The sequence below is a fragment of the Psychrobacter sp. VH5 genome, from assembly GCF_050572635.1.
GTDB lineage: Bacteria > Pseudomonadota > Gammaproteobacteria > Pseudomonadales > Moraxellaceae > Psychrobacter > Psychrobacter celer.
Window position 1 is genome coordinate 546,273 of the sequence record NZ_CP192145.1, and the last position, 15,572, is coordinate 561,844.

The following is a 15,572-nucleotide window of genomic DNA, read 5'->3' on the forward strand; positions in this document are numbered from 1 at the left end:
ACAATCGTGACGGTCTGCGTGGTGATTGGTAGTCACAGGCGCGGGACAATTGATTTTGTCCAAACAAGCTCGTATAGTCAAAACGACGTTGGGATTTATTTGTATAGGATGCGCATTTGTTTCATTTTCATCAATCGCTCACAGGCCGTACAGTCGCCCCTGAAGTAGCATCATCGCCGACTTTGCTGATGCCTGATACTGTCTCTATCCATAAGCGCAGGCGCAGCGTGGCTCACAGGCTGTCCTTATCTATCCTATCAGCGGCGATATTGACCATATCGGCGATGACCGCTGTGACCCCTAAGAGTAGTCACGCCGCCGGCAGTGATCTGCGTCAAGCGTCGTCTGCGCCTTATGATTCGTGGCAGTCCACCGATACCCAAGAGCTAAGTTTGCCAAGCTTGCGCGGGCAAGGACTGAGCTTTGCTGAGCAGTATCACAATAAGCTGCTCGGTGAGTGGTCACTACGCAATATCAATAAAAGCATCAAGATGGAGCATGATCCGTGGATACACGAGACCGTCAAAGACATGACATGGCGGCTCAATGCACAAGCAAGGCAGCAGGCACCGATGGGCTTGGTCATTATTGATAATCCAAGTATCAACGCTTTTGCCGCGCCAGGAGGCGTCATCGGTATCAACACGGGGACGATACTCGCCGCCAGTAGTATGGATGAGCTGGCAAGCGTCGTTGCTCACGAAGTTGCTCATATTAGTCAGCGCCATTATGAGAGCGGGGCAGACGAGCGCAAAAAAGCGCTACTGATGCAGATAGGCGGTATGCTGGCAGCCATTGCAGCGTCGGCGGTCGATGGAGATGCTGCCGCAGCCGTGATGATGGGGAGCCAGACTGCGACGATGAACAGTAGCATGGCGTTTAGCCGCAATAACGAACGCGAGGCCGACCGTGTGGGCATGCAAATTATGACCCAAGCGGGTTATGATCCAAGGGCGATGCCAAGGTTTTTTGCCACCATGAATCAGCAAAGCCAGCTCAATCAAGTTGAAAATCGATTTTTACCAAGCTTTGTGCGCTCGCATCCACTAAGCAACGAGCGTTTGAGCGAATCGCAAAGCCGAGCCCAGCACTATCCACCTTTATTATTGGCCGAGCAGCAGCGCCACCAAGGACTGTTTGACCTGCTCTATTGGCGCGTACAGAGTACCGGTAAGCATGCGTCAGAAACAGTGCTAACGACAGCGGCCAAAAACAGCGTTGGGGCCAAGTTGGCATTGATGCAGTGGTATGGCGAGCAGCAGCGCTTTGACGATGCCGATGAGATACTTGCAGCGCTAAACAAACTGCCCGCAGCGCAGCGTCAAGGGCTTGAGCCACTTTTATCGATTACTCATAGCCAGTTGTTAGCTGAGCAAGGCAATTGGGCAAAAGCGGCGGATATTTTGGCCAGTCAGCAGCGTCTCTATCCCGAGCGCCGTGATTTGCGACTCTATTTGGCAGAGGCGCTGACCAATAGTAATCAGCCGCTCCAAGCGCAAGCATTACTCAAACCTTTGACCCAGCAGCAGCCAAGTGACCGCTATGCGTGGCAAAGCCTGCAATTGGCCAACGAAAAACTGGCCAAAACCACCACCACACCAAAGCTGGCCAATATTGCTACCATTAATGCGCTGCGCTATCGCAGTCATGACCAGCTGTGGAGTGGGCGTTATGATGCCGCGCTTACCTCGTTGACACAAGCCAAGCAGCTGGCAGACAATCTCCAAAATACTGCGCAAGCTGGTAGCGCGCGCCCACTACTGGCCAATATCAAAGCTGAGATCAAAAACGTAAAAACCGCCCAAGACTTTGAGCCTTAGGCAGTTATTGATTGGGGCGGTTACTGATGTAAATGCTCACTGAGATACCGCTGCTCGCGCGAAACCGTTATACTTAGATTTGTAGTGCCTAGCTTTACAGTACCTAGATTTACAGCGCTTAGCCTTGTAGCGCGTTTTTGACCAGCTTTGAGATGGTGGCAGGGTCGGCGCGGCCTGCCGTTTTGCTCTTTAGCACGCCCATGACACTGCCCATATCGCGCATCGATGTTGCGCCTTGCGCTTGAATCTCTGCATTGACCAAAGCGGCAAGCTCGTCATCGTCCATCTGGGCGGGCATAAACTCATTAATGACATCGATCTCAAACTGCTCTTTGGCTGCCAAATCATCACGGCCATTTTCGGTAAAGATACCGAGTGACTCTTGGCGCTGTTTTAGCTGCTTTTGCAGTACTTCTAAGACGGCGGCATCGTCTAGCTCGGTCTGACGGTCGATTTCGATTTGTTTGACGACTGACTGCACGTTGCGTAGCACCTTGACGCGCTCTAGCTCACGCGCTTTCATAGAAGCTTTGATGCTGTCTGATAGTGTTTGTTTGAGTTGGCTCATTGTTATTATCCTTATGGATTAGAGACTAGGAAAGCGTGCCATAAAAACGGCCTGTGCTGGTGTTTTTTATGGGTATGGTTTATGAGTATAGTTTTATGAATACCGTATGAGCTGATAATAATATATGTTTGAATCCAAATAAATCAGATACATGGCTATCAAGCCGCTCAATGAAAATTTGGCTTTCTTGCTTGCTGTGCCTACGCCGACAGATGCTGCGAAAAACAACTTTTCATCTCACTGTATCGTTTTTATATCGGATCGACTATATCAGTAATAATAATAAAAATTGTAGCACAAAAAACGCCACTGATATCAATCGATAGCAGTGGCGTTCCTGTAGCGCTGGTATTTAGCTAATCAAATAAGTGATTAGTACATACGAGTGGTACGAATGGTTTCGCGTTGCAATTTTTTCTTATAACGCTTTACAGCAGCGGCTTTTTTGCGCTTGCGTACTTGCGTTGGTTTTTCATAAAACTCACGCTTACGTACGTCTGATAGTACGCCGGCTTTTTCACAAGCACGTTTGAAACGACGGATAGCGATGTCAACTGGTTCGTTTTCTTTAACCTTAACTGCAGGCATGAAGACTCCTTGATTAGGATGAGATATAAGGACATTAGTTTGGCTGTATAGTAGTATTTAGCCGTAATATCTCAAGATTACCGGCATCAGCTCAAACTAGGACAATTTTGTGCTAGAGCACAAGGGCGAGTATTCTAATAAAAAATAGCAATAAAGTCAATGGTTTTTGCTGATTAATTCATAATTATCATTAAGTTGCGCCCTTTTTGTCCACTGGTACAGTATGGCGGCATCATGAATACCAAACAAAAGCGAATGGTGTCTGATAAGGTGTGATTGGTCAGTGCAAGGTGAGATGGACTATATGCATCAGTAGAGCTGCTTTTGGCAAGTGTGGCCATCAAGAAAAAACCCTACTGTCTATAACGGTTTGGGTAGAGTTTATGCTATGATTATTTGCATCATATCAATCGTTTTATGTGCACTTTATTGAGGATGTTGCAATGAAAAAATCAGTACTAAGTACGGCGCTAAGCACCGCATTTGTCGTCGCTTTAGGCTTTGGTATCAGCGCGTGTAGTGGCGGCAAAGAAGGCGAGTCGCATCAAGTGTTGGCCAAAGACCGTGTCGATGAGGCCTCTGAGCTTGCACGTAGCAACGCTCCTGCCGCTGAACAGATGGATTTCCCCGAGTCAGCGCCGACGACGACAGAAAGCACTGATGCCGAAAGCACCGATGCTGAAAGCACAGACACCCAAGCTGAGGCGACAGGTGCTGGCACCACTGAGGCCGCTGCTACCGATAGCGCAGCTGACATGCCAGCTAGTGATGCGGAAGCAGACGCCGATGCTGAGCCTGCGACCAACGAATAACGCTCTCTTGATGGTCTATCAGTGTATGCGCTGTCGTCGGCAGCCATCGACATACAATAGCAAATAGAGGTGTGATCATGATGAACCAACCACAGCGTGTAAATACATTGACCGTATCGGCCATCAGCATCAGTGCATTGTTGATGCTAAGCGCTTGTAGTGATAATAATACTGCCGAGCCGCCCGCTGACGCGTCTGCCGAAACGAGCACGGTAGTAGAGGAGGCACCTGCCGCCGCGCCTGAAGCGCCTGAACCGCAGACGTCTGAGCCAGCCGTGCCGGCAGAAGCGCCAGCAACGACGACAGCTGAACCGGCCGAAGCAGTCGAGCCACCAACCCCAGATGAGCCTGAAGTGTTGGCAGCTGATGCAGGGGCGAAGCTATACGAGTCCAACTGTAAAGTCTGCCACGAAGCAGGTCTGCTCGATGCACCAAAATACGGTGATAAAGCAGCGTGGGCGCCGCGCCTTGCTAAGGGTATAGAGACGCTACATATGCACTCAGCGCAGGGCTTTAACAAGATGCCCGCGCAGGCGACTGACAAAGTAAGCGAAGCGGAGGTCTATGCAGCGGTCGATTATATGGTAGCTGCCGTGAGCTGATTTAGGCGATATGAGCCATTGAAATTTGCTAAACTGGCCGTCATTGTGACAGACAATGGCGGTTTTTTTGTGCAAGTGCTTAGATATAGAGTCGCAGATAAAAGCGTGGTCAAAACCAACACGCAGACCAAGGTATGATAAAGGCAAAAATATGAAGGTATTGGGTTTAGAGACGTCTTGTGATGAGACGGGGCTGGCGATCTTTGACAGTGAGCAAATGGATAGCGACAATCAAGGTTTGGTCGGGCAGGTGCTGTATTCACAAATAGAGCTGCACGCTGTCTATGGCGGCGTGGTGCCTGAGCTTGCCAGCCGCGATCATATTCGTAAGCTCGTACCGCTACTCGATGAGCTGCTCGCGCAGTGTGATATGAGTAAAAACGACATTGATGCTATCGCCTATACCAAAGGCCCAGGCCTTATCGGTGCGCTGATGACGGGCGCGCTGTTTGGTCGTAGCTTGGCATACGGCTTGGATATCCCTGCGATAGGGGTTCATCATATGGAAGGTCATCTGCTGGCGCCGCTGATGGGCGCCAATCCGCCAGCGTTTCCGTTTGTCTCGCTACTGGTATCTGGCGGGCACACGCAGCTGATCGCCGCACAGGGTATTGGTCAATATGAAATCCTAGGCGAGTCCATCGATGATGCCGCGGGTGAATGCTTTGATAAAGCCGCTAAAATGCTAGGCCTGCCATACCCCGGCGGCCCTAATATTGCCAAGCTTGCTGGGACCGGTAATCCAAACGCCTATGAGCTGCCGCGGCCGATGCTGCATCGTGGACTGGATTTTTCTTTTAGCGGTATGAAAACAGCGGTGCATAATCTTATCAAAGACACTGCTGGCTCTGACAGTGACCCACAAGTGCGCGCCGATATTGCCGCAAGCTTCCAACATGCCATGGTCGATACGCTAGTAAAAAAATGCGTCAAAGCGCTTAAACAAGCAGGCATGAGTCGCTTAGTAATCGCGGGCGGTGTCAGCGCCAATACGCACTTGCGTGAAACCTTAGAAGCTGAATTGGCTAAAATAAATGCGACCGTCCATTATGCGCCGCCTGCGTTATGTACTGACAATGGCGCAATGATTGCTTATGCGGGTTACGAGCGCCTACAAGCGGGGCAGGCTGATGATCTAGCCGTCAGCTGCGTACCGCGTTGGCCGATGACAGAATTACCAGCACTGTTGCCTGCAGTATAACGTTCAAAAGCCATATAAATTAAGGATAATCTATGCAGTGGCTTGCCATTGGTTTGGGAGCAGCACTTGGCGCTTGCCTACGCGCATGGCTGTCGCGTTTCAATGCCTTGCACGGTTGGGTTCCACTCGGTACCCTGAGCGCCAATATACTAGGAGGACTTCTGATAGGACTCGCGCTAGTATGGTTCGAGCGTATGGGAAGTAATCTATCTGATCATGTGCGTGTCTTTGTGATTACCGGATTTTTGGGCGGGTTAACTACCTTTAGTACCTTTAGTGCTGAGGTATTTACTTTTATTAGTGCGGGTAAATTGCTAGCCGGTTTGGGTTTAATTGGATTGCATGTAGGGTTGACTTTATTGGCTACCGCGCTTGGGTTTTATTTTTTTAAGTTGGTCTTGTAAGCTTTGCTAGATATTGCTCGTTTGATGGTCTGATATAAGTAGTTCCTTTATTGCAGTCTGTTTTAGGTAGTTTATTAATTAGTTATAAGGTCTGTTTGGGTGGTTCCTGTAGGATATATTCCAAGAGAACCAATGAAACCCTATTCTTCTATCCAATGTTATTTGTCCTAATACCCGTTACGCCAGTTACGTTTTTCAGCATAAACCACTTAGACATAGTGATTAACTGTATGTCATTATTTACTTTTAAATTAATCTCTTATTCTAATTAATAAACAGTCTGCAGAAAGACTGACGCATTTTAGGATCTTATTATGAAAAAACTATCAACATTGAAGAAATCTCTTGTAATGGCACTGAGTGTCGCAAGCTTTAGCATGGCCTCTGTTTCAGCCACTCAAGCAGCCACTGCTATGAATGAGGTAACGGCAGCATCACAGAGTAAGATCAGTCTAGAGCAGGCGCTGGCCTTTGCTAATAAAGCGGTAAAAGGCGATATCATCAGTGCAGACTTTGATCAAGAAGATCGTAACGAAAATAGCCATTACGATATCAAAATCGTTACCAACAATAATGAACAAGAAGTCAGCGTGAATGCCAATACAGGCAAGGTCACGAAAGGAGACACAGAGCGTTTAGACAAAGAAGACTTGGCAGAATATAAGGCCATGAAACAAGCAAAAGTGAGTTTGTCTCAAGCTATAAAAAAAGCAAACCAAACGCTGAAAGGGAAAGTGCTTGAAGTAGGGTTCGACATGGATTTTGGTAAGCCTGTCTACAAAGTTGAAATTGGTAAAGGCAATCAAATTCATAAAGTCGTTGTCGATAGCATGACTGGTAAGATTACTCGCAGTCAGGTAAGCGACGTTAATCGTGATGATTAACTACTGATACCCTGTATTGCATATAGCCTCAAATATTAAAAAGCCCCAAGCTACTTTCTCAAGTGACTTGGGGTCTTTAATAGCAAGTCTAAATAAACACTTATTGGTATCTAGTGTGGGTTCATATTTGTGGATTGCTGGCCGTTTTGAGCCTTTCCTAAAAAGTGTTTAACTATTATTTAGATTGTAGAAGTACTTACACGAAATTTAGGAAAGACTCAGTTGATGGTTTTTAGAGATTGTCTACTGAATTTGAGCGGCCAGCCAACCGTATTTTTTATACTCATGTAACATCCATTATATTCTTAGCGGTTTTCTTTGGTTTAGAAGCTATTAGACTTGAGACTGTTAGTTAAGCTTCATTAACTATCGAAAATGCTATCTAAACATCGAGAATGATGCAGGTTGTGGTGGCATGAGCATACAACTTGCCATCAGGCCCTACAATTTTTCCTTCAGCAGTTGCTGTTCTTCGACCAGCATGAATGACTTTACCTTCAGCCCGTACTAAAGGTGTTGCCACTGTCAAAGCTCGCACCATATTTACTTTCATCTCTAACGTTGTATAGGTTTTTCCTGCTGGTAAAAGGGTATGTACAGCGCAGCCAACAGCAGAATCTAAAAGCGTACAAAACCAGCCACCATGGACTGTACCCAATGGGTTGTAATGATGACGCTTTGGACGCCCTTGAAAAACGGCAATACCTTTTTCCATATGAATAGGAGTGTAGTCGAGCGTTAGACCAATAGGAGGATGAGGCAGCTCTCCTGCAAACATAGCATTAAAAATGTCCATACCGCTGCGAGTGGTTAAGTCTGATAATGGAATGACGTCAGCGTCACCCAGCTTTTCTCTAATGAGTGCATCTTCTGTTTCCCATGTTGCTATAGTTTCTTCAACATTCATCTTCAATTCCTTAAAACGATAAATAATATGTTAGCTCATTCTTATAAAGACCAAAGTTTTATCAATTAGTGTTCTTAATGTTTGCTTTTATTTTTAAAATACATCGTTACATAGCCGATCAACCAAAAAGCACATATTGCTTGAAACCAGATAAGACTGTGCATGGTGATCGTCATAATATTATCAGTCTCAACGTTGTAGTGTAGTAATGACAGTAAACCCATCAAGGCATACAAATAAAGCCACCAATGCCCCTTGCTCATCTGGCTTTTGACAGCCACGATCAAGCCGTAGATACCGACTGGTGTCATGACGAACCAAAAAGCATCTACCAGATGAGGGGATAACCAATCAGGCTCAGGATAGTGGTCAAAATAAACCACATTATGAACATAGTGCAAAATGCTCGAGAACACATTAAGTAATACAATGAAAATTAAGGTTTTATAATGTTTGTAACGATTTATCATGGTGTACCTTGTTGATCGTCTCTAAAATATCTTGCCAAATATGAGTGTTCTTGCTTCTAAAATAGCCAAAATGCCCAATTGATTGGTCTGATCCCTTGCTAATGGTATAGCGTTTAAAAGTGATAGGTCGGTCGCTAGTCACATTTTTCCAAAAATTATGCAGGTTGCGTTCAGTGCAGATTTCATCATCATCGGCAGTGAAGACGAAGGTTGGCACATTAAAATTCTTGTAAGTCCCAAGGGGAATGGTTTTTCCATAGAATTTTTCTGAGAAAAACAGCTCTTTTTCTCGGCACCAAGCCCCCCATTCCTCTGTAAAACCAGCTGGCAAATCTTCCATGAGTTTGAAGCTTTTAGCCGGCACATAATTAAAGATTTTATTACTAAGCGGGGCTAAAAAGCGGAAAAAGAAATTGGCCTTAAGACGATAGCGAAGCGGCATATAGCTAAAGTATCCTGCTGAGACAGCCACTGCGATTAAAGCACCCAATTGATCAGCATTATGAGCAAGACCAACTTGTTGACCTCCAGCGCTATGCCCTACGCAATACAAGGGTAAATCATTGAACAGGCGCTTAGCTGTATCGATAACAGCTGGAATGTCGTACCGTCCGATATCAGAATACTGATAATGACAATCCTTTAGATGACTCACTTTAGAATCGCAAAACCCTCTGTAATTCCAAAGAATGACATGGAAACCATGCTCTCTTAAATATTTAGCAAAAGGTAAATAATAAGAAGTATTGGTAGCGGTTCCTGGGTTTATTAGAACAACGGCTTTAGGGTTAGCAGCTTTATAAAGAGTTGCACGCAGCTCGACGTTATCATCCGTCAATATATTCATATCCATAAAAGAACCTACTTGTTGTTAATTAATGGCTACTATAAACTATGGACATTACTCCACAGTCAAACATTAAGTGAGCGTGCTCGATAATGAATACAAAAGAATTAACTGAAATAGTCGGATTAAGCAGAGATACAATTCGTTTTTATGAGAGAGAAGGGTTGATATTGCCACCATCTAGAGGAGCTAATGGCTATAGAAACTATACTAATAAGACAGTCGATCAGCTTAACATGATCTCCATGGCGAAAGAGTTAGGTTTTACCTTAAAAGAGATTAAAGAGTTAACAGAGCTACTGTATACAAACAACCTGACGCAATCACAAATGGGTGAAAAGCTTCTAGAAAAAAATAAGCAAATTGAAGTTAAGATTCTAGAGTTATCTAAAATGAAAGCGTTAATAGATGATGCATTAAAAGGCATGTGTTCTTATAAGGATAAGCTAGCTCTTTAATCTAAGTTATGAAAAAGTACACTGTGTCTATTTCAGCAAGTTGAAATATTGGTACTATTAGCCCACAGCTTATCATTCAAGTCCTCACTAGGGTACCGAACCTTTACCCATAAAGAGTGATTATGGTAAATAAAGCTCTAAACCGGCTTAACAATCCCATCAAGTAAACTCGCAAAACCCTGCATATAAGCCATATCTTGGCTCGCCGTGCGCGTTGCTGCATAAAGCTGACAATACACGCCATTGCCTAACGGACGGGAGACCACCCAGCCTTTTTTCTCATATTCAGCAACTACCCAATCGGGAAGGGCTGCCACGCCGCGCTCGCTGGCGACCAGCTGGATGAGCATTGCGGTCAGCTCCGTGGTGCGAATATCGGCAAAGCTCACATCGCTTGGCGTCATAAAATTAGCAATAATATCGAGGCGCTTGGCTTCGACTGGATAGGCGATCAAAGTCTCATCGATCAGGTCTGTAGACGTTACAAAGTCTCGCTCAGCCAAATCATGAGTGGGTGAGAGCACCAATCGGCTCTCATACTCAAATAACGGCTGATAGCTGATACCCTTAAGCGGTAAGTTACTGGTAGTAATCAATAAATCAATATCACCTTCCATCAGTAAATGATGCGGCTCAGGCTCAAAGCCAGTGGCAAAATCAAGCTCGACATCCGACCACTCGCGGCGATAGTGATTGAGTATCGGCATCAACCAATCAAAACAGCTATGACATTCAGACGCTAAGCGCAGGCGACCGGCTTGCCCATGCGCTAAGCGCTTTAGATCGTTTTTGGTACGTGTGACTTGCGGCATGATATTATCCGCTAAGGCTAGCACAGCTTTACCTGCTGGCGTGAAAGTGAGCGGGCGGGTGCGGCGATTGACGAGGCTGATATCGTAGTAGTTTTCTAGCTCTTTGAGCTGATGCGAGACGGCAGAGGCGGTGACATGCAGCTCATCGGCGGCCGCAGCCAGCGAGCCATGGGCTCTAAGCGCGGTTAAGGTATTGAGATGACGAAGCTCTAGCATAAATAGCTCGGTAGTGAGGATGAAGTGCATTCATTATAAGCGATAAAGTGCTGAAGTTCACTCATAGCTAATAACTGCTCTAGCGACGACGTAATAAGAGCTGCGACATAATCACTAATACTAATGAAGCAGCTAACAACAGCGTGCCGACGGCATTAACCTCAGGCTTAAGACCGACACGCACCATAGAATATATTCGCAGCGGCAGGATCTCATAGCTTGGGCCAGTCACAAAGGTCGAGACCACCACATCATCGAGTGATAAGGTAAAAGCCAATAACCAACCGGCCATTACCGCAGGCAATATTACCGGAATCAGTACCGTGCGGATCATCGTCGACTCAGATGCGCCCAAATCCCGCGCCGCCTCCATCAGCCGCTCATCTAAGCTGCTTAGGCGCGCAAAGACAGTAATGACCACGAACGGCAGGCAAAAAGTAATATGCGCTATCAGTAAAGAGACAAAACCTAGCTGTAAGCCTATCAATAAAAACAGTGCCAGTAGTGAGATAGCCAAGACAATCTCAGGCGACATCATTAGTACAAACAATAGGCCATTTAATAGCCCTTTACCGCGAAAATCATAGCGATGTAGCGCCATAGCGGTCAAAGTACCGATCAAAGTAGAGACAGTCGCTGCGATGAGTCCTAAGACGATAGAGTGCCAAAAAGCATCGAGCATCGCTTGATTATTAAACAGCGACTCGTACCACTTTAGGCTAAAACCGCCCCAGTTATAGCCCGTCTTAGACTCATTAAAAGACATGACTACTAGGACAATAATGGGTAAATACAGCAGTAGATAGATTAAGCTTAGATAGCCCTTGGCAAACAAACTTCCTAGTTTTAGCGGTTTATTGGTTTTTGTCGAGGGTTGGTTCTTACTCATTGAGTTAGCAGAATTAGCAGACATCAGGCCACCTCGTTAAAGTCAGTTTTGCCAATGCGTTTACTACTAGCGCGATAAGCTAAGAGTAATACCGCCATCGCCAGCGTCAATAGCACACTAGCCGCCGCGCCAAATGGCCAGTCGCGGGCATCTAAAAATTGATTTTTGATGATATTACCAACGAGTAGGTTGCGCGATCCGCCCAAGATATCAGCGACATAGAACATGCCCATCGCCGGTAGCAGCACGAGTAAGACTCCGGAGATGATACCGGGCGTTGTAAGTGGCAATACTATGTGCCAAAAAGTCTGCCGCCTGCTTGCACCCAAATCTTGTGACGCCAAGAGCATGTCATCACGCAAGTCAGTAAATACCGCGTACAACGGCAGCACCATAAAGGGGAAGAGGAGATAAGTTAGGCCAACGATCACTGCGCCTTGGGTGTAGAGCATATTGATAGGCGTCTCGATGATACCGATGGCAAGTAGTGCCTTATTAGTAAGGCCATTCGTCGCTAGTAGCAGCTTGAGCGCATAGACCCGCACTAAGGAGTTGGTCCAAAACGGTAATATCAGCAGCAGCATAAGCAAAGGCTGCCAGCGCAGATGAACACGAGAGACCAGCCAAGCAAACGGATAACCGAGTAATAAGCACAGCACAGTAGTAATACCCGCCATCCATAACGAATGGGCAAACACTTCAAAATACAGCGGGTCAAGCAGACGTAGATAGCTGTCAATAGTGACAGGTAAGCTGATAAAATCGCTCGTATCGCGTGTCAAAAAACTGACCGCAATGACTAAGATATTGGGCAGTAGCGCAAATATCAGCAGCCAGCCCCATATCAGCCATAAGGTAACCGTGCGAAAAGCGCCTTTACTAGTCAAGCTACTACCCGCCATTAGTCCATATCCTTTTGCATAGCGTTAGGGCCTTTTATAGTATCGGCGGTCACCGCTTCAGCGGCTGCATGATTGAAAGCCGCGTCATCAGCCGTACCATCGCTAGTAGAGGTGTCATTTGGTAATAGCCACTCCCAACCATCGACCCAAGAGACTTTTACTGCCTCATGCATTTTGTAATCAAAGCTTGGATCTTCTTCATCGAAGAACTCTGAGGCTTTAATGATACGGCCGTTTTCAAGCTCAATGATCGAGTCTAAAGTGCTACCTTTATAATTGCTTTCAATCACACGGCCTAGTAAGCCTGTATGCGTCTCATCTTTAGGGTCATAAATCCGCAGATCCTCAGGTCGTAGTAGGAGGTTGACCCTATCACCGACTTGCACGGCATTGGCAAAATCAGGACGGCGTAGATTGCGTAGATGAGGGTCATCAGTTGTATGATCCTGCGCTTCACAGACCTCAACTTCGATGCGTCCATTGGTGATCTGGCCATTGCGATCAGGCTGATCAGGATAGACGCCGTGTACTTTTGCTTCAAAGAGATTGGCCTCGCCGATGAATTTGGCCGTAAATAGATTGGCCGGAGTTTCATAGATTTGGATAGGGGTGCCAATTTGTTGGAATCTACCGTCTTTCATCACCGCAATACGATCCGACATAGACAGCGCCTCTTCTTGATCGTGAGTCACAAACACAAAGGTGATGCCAAGCTCGCGCTGCAGGCGTTTGAGCTCTGATTGCATCTGCAAGCGCAGTTTGTGATCGAGGGCGGAGAGTGGTTCATCAAGTAATAATAGTTTAGGGCGATTGATAACGGCGCGGGCAATAGCGACGCGCTGCTGCTGGCCACCAGACAGATCTTGCGGACGGCGATTGGCTAGATGCTCCATCTGCACCATAGCTAACATCTCACGCACGCGGGTTTGTATCTCCGCCTTAGGCACTTTTTTAATCTTTAGGCCATAAGCGACGTTTTGCGCAACTGTCATATGCGGAAATAAAGCGTACTGCTGAAATACAGTATTGACCGGACGTTTATCAGCGGGCAAACCTGCCATTTGCATACCATCGAGTTGAATCTTACCAACGCTTGGTTGCTCAAACCCTGCAATCAGACGCAGCAAGGTAGTTTTGCCGCAACCAGACGGCCCAAGCAGCGTCAAAAACTCGCCATGCTTGATATCAAGGTTGATGTCTTTTAAGACCTCAGTTTGATCATAGGTTTTTTGTAGGCCAGTCAGTTGTAGCAGTACAGTGTCTGGTGACGTAGGGTTGGTATGCGTGTTTGCTAAAGATTGAGTCATAAATCTGTTTCCTAAGCCTCTTACCTGTCCGTACCTTTTTTAATATCCGTACTTTTTTAGTATAAGACACGACAAGGGCTGGCATGAGCATGGTCTGGTTGCTGCGTATTATAACAAACCCTTACTATAAATCAGTGCAACTTCGTTATCAGTTACGCGAGTCGTACCGTCATAGCAGCGCTAGATACAGCTATATTTTTACAGTTATAGGTTGGTGTATAACGACATTTAAACAAAATTTTTTACCGTTTTTTGGCCTCTATTCCTATACAATCACGGTATGGCTGACAAACATAATGAGTCTGCTTGGTTAGTATCTGCTCGGTTAGTATCTGCTCGCACTTCGATGTCTGCATACATGTGTGAAAAGCCGTTTATAACTCTCATATTATTGATAATAAAGGATCTCTCATGCCTACTGATATACGTCCAACAACAGGTCAAGAAGCGCTTGAGCTTTTAAAAGAAGGTAACGCCCGTTACGTCGACAGCCTCACCAACCCAGATCCTGCGGTGCAGAGGCGTCCAGAGCTTATTAGCGATCAAGACCCGTTGGCGATTATCTTGGGCTGCTCAGATGCACGCGTACCGGTTGAGATTGTTTTTGACCAAGGGTTAGGGGATTTGTTTGTGATTCGGGTAGCAGGAAATGTCGTCGCACCGTCACAGATTGGCTCGGTTGAGTTTGCTGCCGAACAATTTGGTACCAAGCTGGTGGTGGTGCTCGGCCACTCACACTGCGGCGCGGTGACCGCTTGCGTAGAAGCGCTCATCAACCCTGAGCAAAACTACACGCCAAACCTACAGTCTATCGTCGATCGTATTCGTCCAAGTGTTTACAATTTGCACGAGCTGGCGACTGCCAATGGTCAAGACGTCGATGCCGATGAGCTGCTAGATCGCTCTATTAGTGCCAACGTGCGTATGTCTGTCAGTCAGCTCAAACATGGCTCCCGAGCCCTAGAGGACTTGACAACGAGTGGTAAGCTGCTCATCGTTGGGGCAGAGTACGACTTAGAAACCGGTAAGGTACGGTTTTTAGAAGACTGATCTGTGCTTGGGGTTTTGTACTCACTTGACGAAAGCGGCCCTCACACCAGAACGGTGCGCTTTTTGTTTACAAAACCCTATCATAGATTGGTACATTTTTGATTATCATAAAAGTAGCAAGCGCATCGCCATGCTGTGATTCGCTTGCTGATTCATTTGTTTTTTATATTAATTTTATATTAGGTATATTAGGATTGTTATGTCTCATTCAGCGTCTAGCTCAACCTCTCTTGATGATGCAGCGACTATCGCGCAGCCTGCCAGCAGCGTCGCGCATGCAGGTATTCAGCCGATCTCAGCGCAAACCTCAGGCTTTACCTTTAACCACACCATGCTACGCGTAAAAGACCCTGCCAAGTCGCTTGAATTTTATACTAGGGTGCTGGGCATGACCTTATTGGCGGTCAAAAAATTCCCTGAGATGGAATTTGATTTGTACTTTTTGGCCAAACTGACCGATAGTGAGCGTGAGAACCTGCCGTCAGGTGCCGATCTAGAGATCTTTGCCTTTCGTCAGCGCGGTATCTTGGAGCTCACCCACAACTATGGCACAGAGAGTCAGGCCGACTTTAGCTACCATGATGGCAATAGTGAGCCGCAAGGCTTTGGTCATATTTGTTTTAGTGTGCCAAATTTGGCAGACGCGGTGGCTTGGTTTGACAAAAACAATGTCGAATTTAAAAAACGTCCAGAAGATGGCAGCATGAAAAACATTGCCTTTATCAAAGACGTCGATGGCTACTGGATTGAAATCGTACAAGCTGATTTGATGTCATAACTGGCAAAACAGTAGTGAGATGTTCATTTATTTATTCATTTAAACACGCGCTAAGAC

General features: G+C 46.2%; 18 protein-coding genes. 9 read left to right on the top strand and 9 right to left on the bottom strand.

Features of this window, described 5'->3' with window-relative positions; all coding sequences use genetic code 11:
• Positions 1-116: 116 nt before the first annotated feature.
• The gene (locus ACNFVB_RS02375; protein ID WP_430737969.1) at positions 117-1,820 is read left to right on the top strand and encodes a M48 family metalloprotease; all 1,704 of its coding nucleotides are present in this window, start codon (positions 117-119) and stop codon (positions 1,818-1,820) included.
• Between the two features lie 118 nt (positions 1,821-1,938).
• Here ACNFVB_RS02375 and ACNFVB_RS02380 read toward each other — a convergent pair whose 3' ends face one another.
• Complete coding sequence (locus ACNFVB_RS02380) at positions 1,939-2,388, bottom strand: GatB/YqeY domain-containing protein (RefSeq protein WP_289000732.1); 450 nt, start codon at positions 2,386-2,388, stop codon at positions 1,939-1,941.
• A 372-nt stretch (positions 2,389-2,760) separates the two neighbouring features.
• Positions 2,761-2,976, bottom strand: a complete 216-nt coding sequence (gene rpsU / locus ACNFVB_RS02385; protein WP_010195908.1) for a 30S ribosomal protein S21 — start codon at positions 2,974-2,976, stop codon at positions 2,761-2,763.
• A 443-nt stretch (positions 2,977-3,419) separates the two neighbouring features.
• Between rpsU and ACNFVB_RS02390 the strand changes: the two genes are divergently transcribed.
• From ACNFVB_RS02390 to ACNFVB_RS02410, 5 genes are all read left to right on the top strand, one after another.
• Positions 3,420-3,788 (top strand): hypothetical protein, encoded by a 369-nt coding sequence (locus ACNFVB_RS02390; protein WP_430737970.1) that lies wholly within the window; start codon positions 3,420-3,422, stop codon positions 3,786-3,788.
• A gap of 77 nt (positions 3,789-3,865) precedes the next feature.
• Entirely contained in the window at positions 3,866-4,390 is a 525-nt protein-coding gene (locus ACNFVB_RS02395) for a c-type cytochrome (protein WP_430737971.1), read from the top strand.
• A gap of 151 nt (positions 4,391-4,541) precedes the next feature.
• Positions 4,542-5,591: a tRNA (adenosine(37)-N6)-threonylcarbamoyltransferase complex transferase subunit TsaD gene (gene tsaD / locus ACNFVB_RS02400; RefSeq protein ID WP_430737972.1), complete on the top strand. Its 1,050-nt coding sequence runs from the start codon at positions 4,542-4,544 to the stop codon at positions 5,589-5,591.
• Positions 5,592-5,623: 32 nt separating this feature from the next.
• Positions 5,624-5,995 (top strand): fluoride efflux transporter CrcB, encoded by a 372-nt coding sequence (gene crcB, locus ACNFVB_RS02405; protein ID WP_430737973.1) that lies wholly within the window; start codon positions 5,624-5,626, stop codon positions 5,993-5,995.
• Positions 5,996-6,309: 314 nt separating this feature from the next.
• Positions 6,310-6,879, top strand: coding sequence for a PepSY domain-containing protein (locus ACNFVB_RS02410; protein WP_430737974.1), 570 nt, complete (start codon positions 6,310-6,312; stop codon positions 6,877-6,879).
• 382 nt (positions 6,880-7,261) lie between these two features.
• On the opposite strand, the gene ACNFVB_RS02415 is transcribed toward ACNFVB_RS02410, so the two are convergent.
• From ACNFVB_RS02415 to ACNFVB_RS02425, 3 genes are all read right to left on the bottom strand, one after another.
• Positions 7,262-7,786, bottom strand: a complete 525-nt coding sequence (locus ACNFVB_RS02415; protein WP_430737975.1) for a PaaI family thioesterase — start codon at positions 7,784-7,786, stop codon at positions 7,262-7,264.
• 74 nt (positions 7,787-7,860) lie between these two features.
• Positions 7,861-8,256, bottom strand: a complete 396-nt coding sequence (locus ACNFVB_RS02420) for a hypothetical protein (protein ID WP_201584297.1) — start codon at positions 8,254-8,256, stop codon at positions 7,861-7,863.
• Entirely contained in the window at positions 8,231-9,109 is an 879-nt protein-coding gene (locus ACNFVB_RS02425) for an alpha/beta hydrolase family protein (protein WP_430737976.1), read from the bottom strand. The genes ACNFVB_RS02420 and ACNFVB_RS02425 overlap by 26 nt, the downstream gene beginning before the upstream one ends.
• An 86-nt stretch (positions 9,110-9,195) precedes the next feature.
• Here ACNFVB_RS02425 and ACNFVB_RS02430 point away from each other — a divergent pair, with 86 nt between their 5' ends.
• Positions 9,196-9,561, top strand: a complete 366-nt coding sequence (locus ACNFVB_RS02430; RefSeq protein ID WP_430737977.1) for a MerR family transcriptional regulator — start codon at positions 9,196-9,198, stop codon at positions 9,559-9,561.
• A 137-nt stretch (positions 9,562-9,698) separates the two neighbouring features.
• On the opposite strand, the gene ACNFVB_RS02435 is transcribed toward ACNFVB_RS02430, so the two are convergent.
• The 4 genes from ACNFVB_RS02435 to potA form a co-directional block, all read right to left on the bottom strand.
• Complete coding sequence (locus ACNFVB_RS02435; protein WP_430737978.1) at positions 9,699-10,589, bottom strand: LysR family transcriptional regulator; 891 nt, start codon at positions 10,587-10,589, stop codon at positions 9,699-9,701.
• 79 nt (positions 10,590-10,668) lie between these two features.
• Positions 10,669-11,502 carry a spermidine/putrescine ABC transporter permease PotC gene (gene potC / locus ACNFVB_RS02440; protein ID WP_430737979.1) on the bottom strand — a complete coding sequence of 278 codons (834 nt, stop codon included), beginning with the start codon at positions 11,500-11,502 and terminating at the stop codon, positions 10,669-10,671.
• Positions 11,502-12,380, bottom strand: a complete 879-nt coding sequence (potB, locus tag ACNFVB_RS02445) for a spermidine/putrescine ABC transporter permease PotB (protein WP_430737980.1) — start codon at positions 12,378-12,380, stop codon at positions 11,502-11,504. Before potB ends, potC begins: the two co-directional genes overlap by 1 nt.
• Complete coding sequence (gene potA / locus ACNFVB_RS02450; RefSeq protein ID WP_430737981.1) at positions 12,380-13,687, bottom strand: spermidine/putrescine ABC transporter ATP-binding protein PotA; 1,308 nt, start codon at positions 13,685-13,687, stop codon at positions 12,380-12,382. Before potA ends, potB begins: the two co-directional genes overlap by 1 nt.
• 411 nt (positions 13,688-14,098) lie before the next feature.
• On the opposite strand from potA, the gene ACNFVB_RS02455 reads away from it, so the two are divergent.
• A complete protein-coding gene (locus ACNFVB_RS02455) occupies positions 14,099-14,737 on the top strand; it encodes a carbonic anhydrase (RefSeq protein ID WP_430737982.1) in 639 nt (212 codons plus the stop codon).
• Between the two features lie 199 nt (positions 14,738-14,936).
• Entirely contained in the window at positions 14,937-15,515 is a 579-nt protein-coding gene (gene gloA, locus ACNFVB_RS02460) for a lactoylglutathione lyase (RefSeq protein ID WP_430737983.1), read from the top strand.
• Positions 15,516-15,572 lie beyond the last annotated feature (57 nt).

Excerpts from the sequence above, each read along its gene's own strand:
- ACNFVB_RS02415 (WP_430737975.1), bottom strand. The coding sequence starts at position 7,786 with ATGAATGTTGAAGAAACTATAGCAACATGGGAAACAGAAGATGCACTC.
- ACNFVB_RS02410 (WP_430737974.1), top strand. The coding sequence starts at position 6,310 with ATGAAAAAACTATCAACATTGAAGAAATCTCTTGTAATGGCACTGAGT.
- potC (WP_430737979.1), bottom strand. The coding sequence starts at position 11,502 with ATGTCTGCTAATTCTGCTAACTCAATGAGTAAGAACCAACCCTCGACA.
- gloA (WP_430737983.1), top strand. The coding sequence starts at position 14,937 with ATGTCTCATTCAGCGTCTAGCTCAACCTCTCTTGATGATGCAGCGACT.
- crcB (WP_430737973.1), top strand. The coding sequence starts at position 5,624 with ATGCAGTGGCTTGCCATTGGTTTGGGAGCAGCACTTGGCGCTTGCCTA.
- ACNFVB_RS02455 (WP_430737982.1), top strand. The coding sequence starts at position 14,099 with ATGCCTACTGATATACGTCCAACAACAGGTCAAGAAGCGCTTGAGCTT.
- potB (WP_430737980.1), bottom strand. The coding sequence starts at position 12,380 with ATGGCGGGTAGTAGCTTGACTAGTAAAGGCGCTTTTCGCACGGTTACC.
- ACNFVB_RS02430 (WP_430737977.1), top strand. The coding sequence starts at position 9,196 with ATGAATACAAAAGAATTAACTGAAATAGTCGGATTAAGCAGAGATACA.
- rpsU (WP_010195908.1), bottom strand. The coding sequence starts at position 2,976 with ATGCCTGCAGTTAAGGTTAAAGAAAACGAACCAGTTGACATCGCTATC.
- ACNFVB_RS02425 (WP_430737976.1), bottom strand. The coding sequence starts at position 9,109 with ATGGATATGAATATATTGACGGATGATAACGTCGAGCTGCGTGCAACT.
- tsaD (WP_430737972.1), top strand. The coding sequence starts at position 4,542 with ATGAAGGTATTGGGTTTAGAGACGTCTTGTGATGAGACGGGGCTGGCG.
- potA (WP_430737981.1), bottom strand. The coding sequence starts at position 13,687 with ATGACTCAATCTTTAGCAAACACGCATACCAACCCTACGTCACCAGAC.
- ACNFVB_RS02390 (WP_430737970.1), top strand. The coding sequence starts at position 3,420 with ATGAAAAAATCAGTACTAAGTACGGCGCTAAGCACCGCATTTGTCGTC.
- ACNFVB_RS02420 (WP_201584297.1), bottom strand. The coding sequence starts at position 8,256 with ATGATAAATCGTTACAAACATTATAAAACCTTAATTTTCATTGTATTA.
- ACNFVB_RS02435 (WP_430737978.1), bottom strand. The coding sequence starts at position 10,589 with ATGCTAGAGCTTCGTCATCTCAATACCTTAACCGCGCTTAGAGCCCAT.
- ACNFVB_RS02395 (WP_430737971.1), top strand. The coding sequence starts at position 3,866 with ATGATGAACCAACCACAGCGTGTAAATACATTGACCGTATCGGCCATC.
- ACNFVB_RS02380 (WP_289000732.1), bottom strand. The coding sequence starts at position 2,388 with ATGAGCCAACTCAAACAAACACTATCAGACAGCATCAAAGCTTCTATG.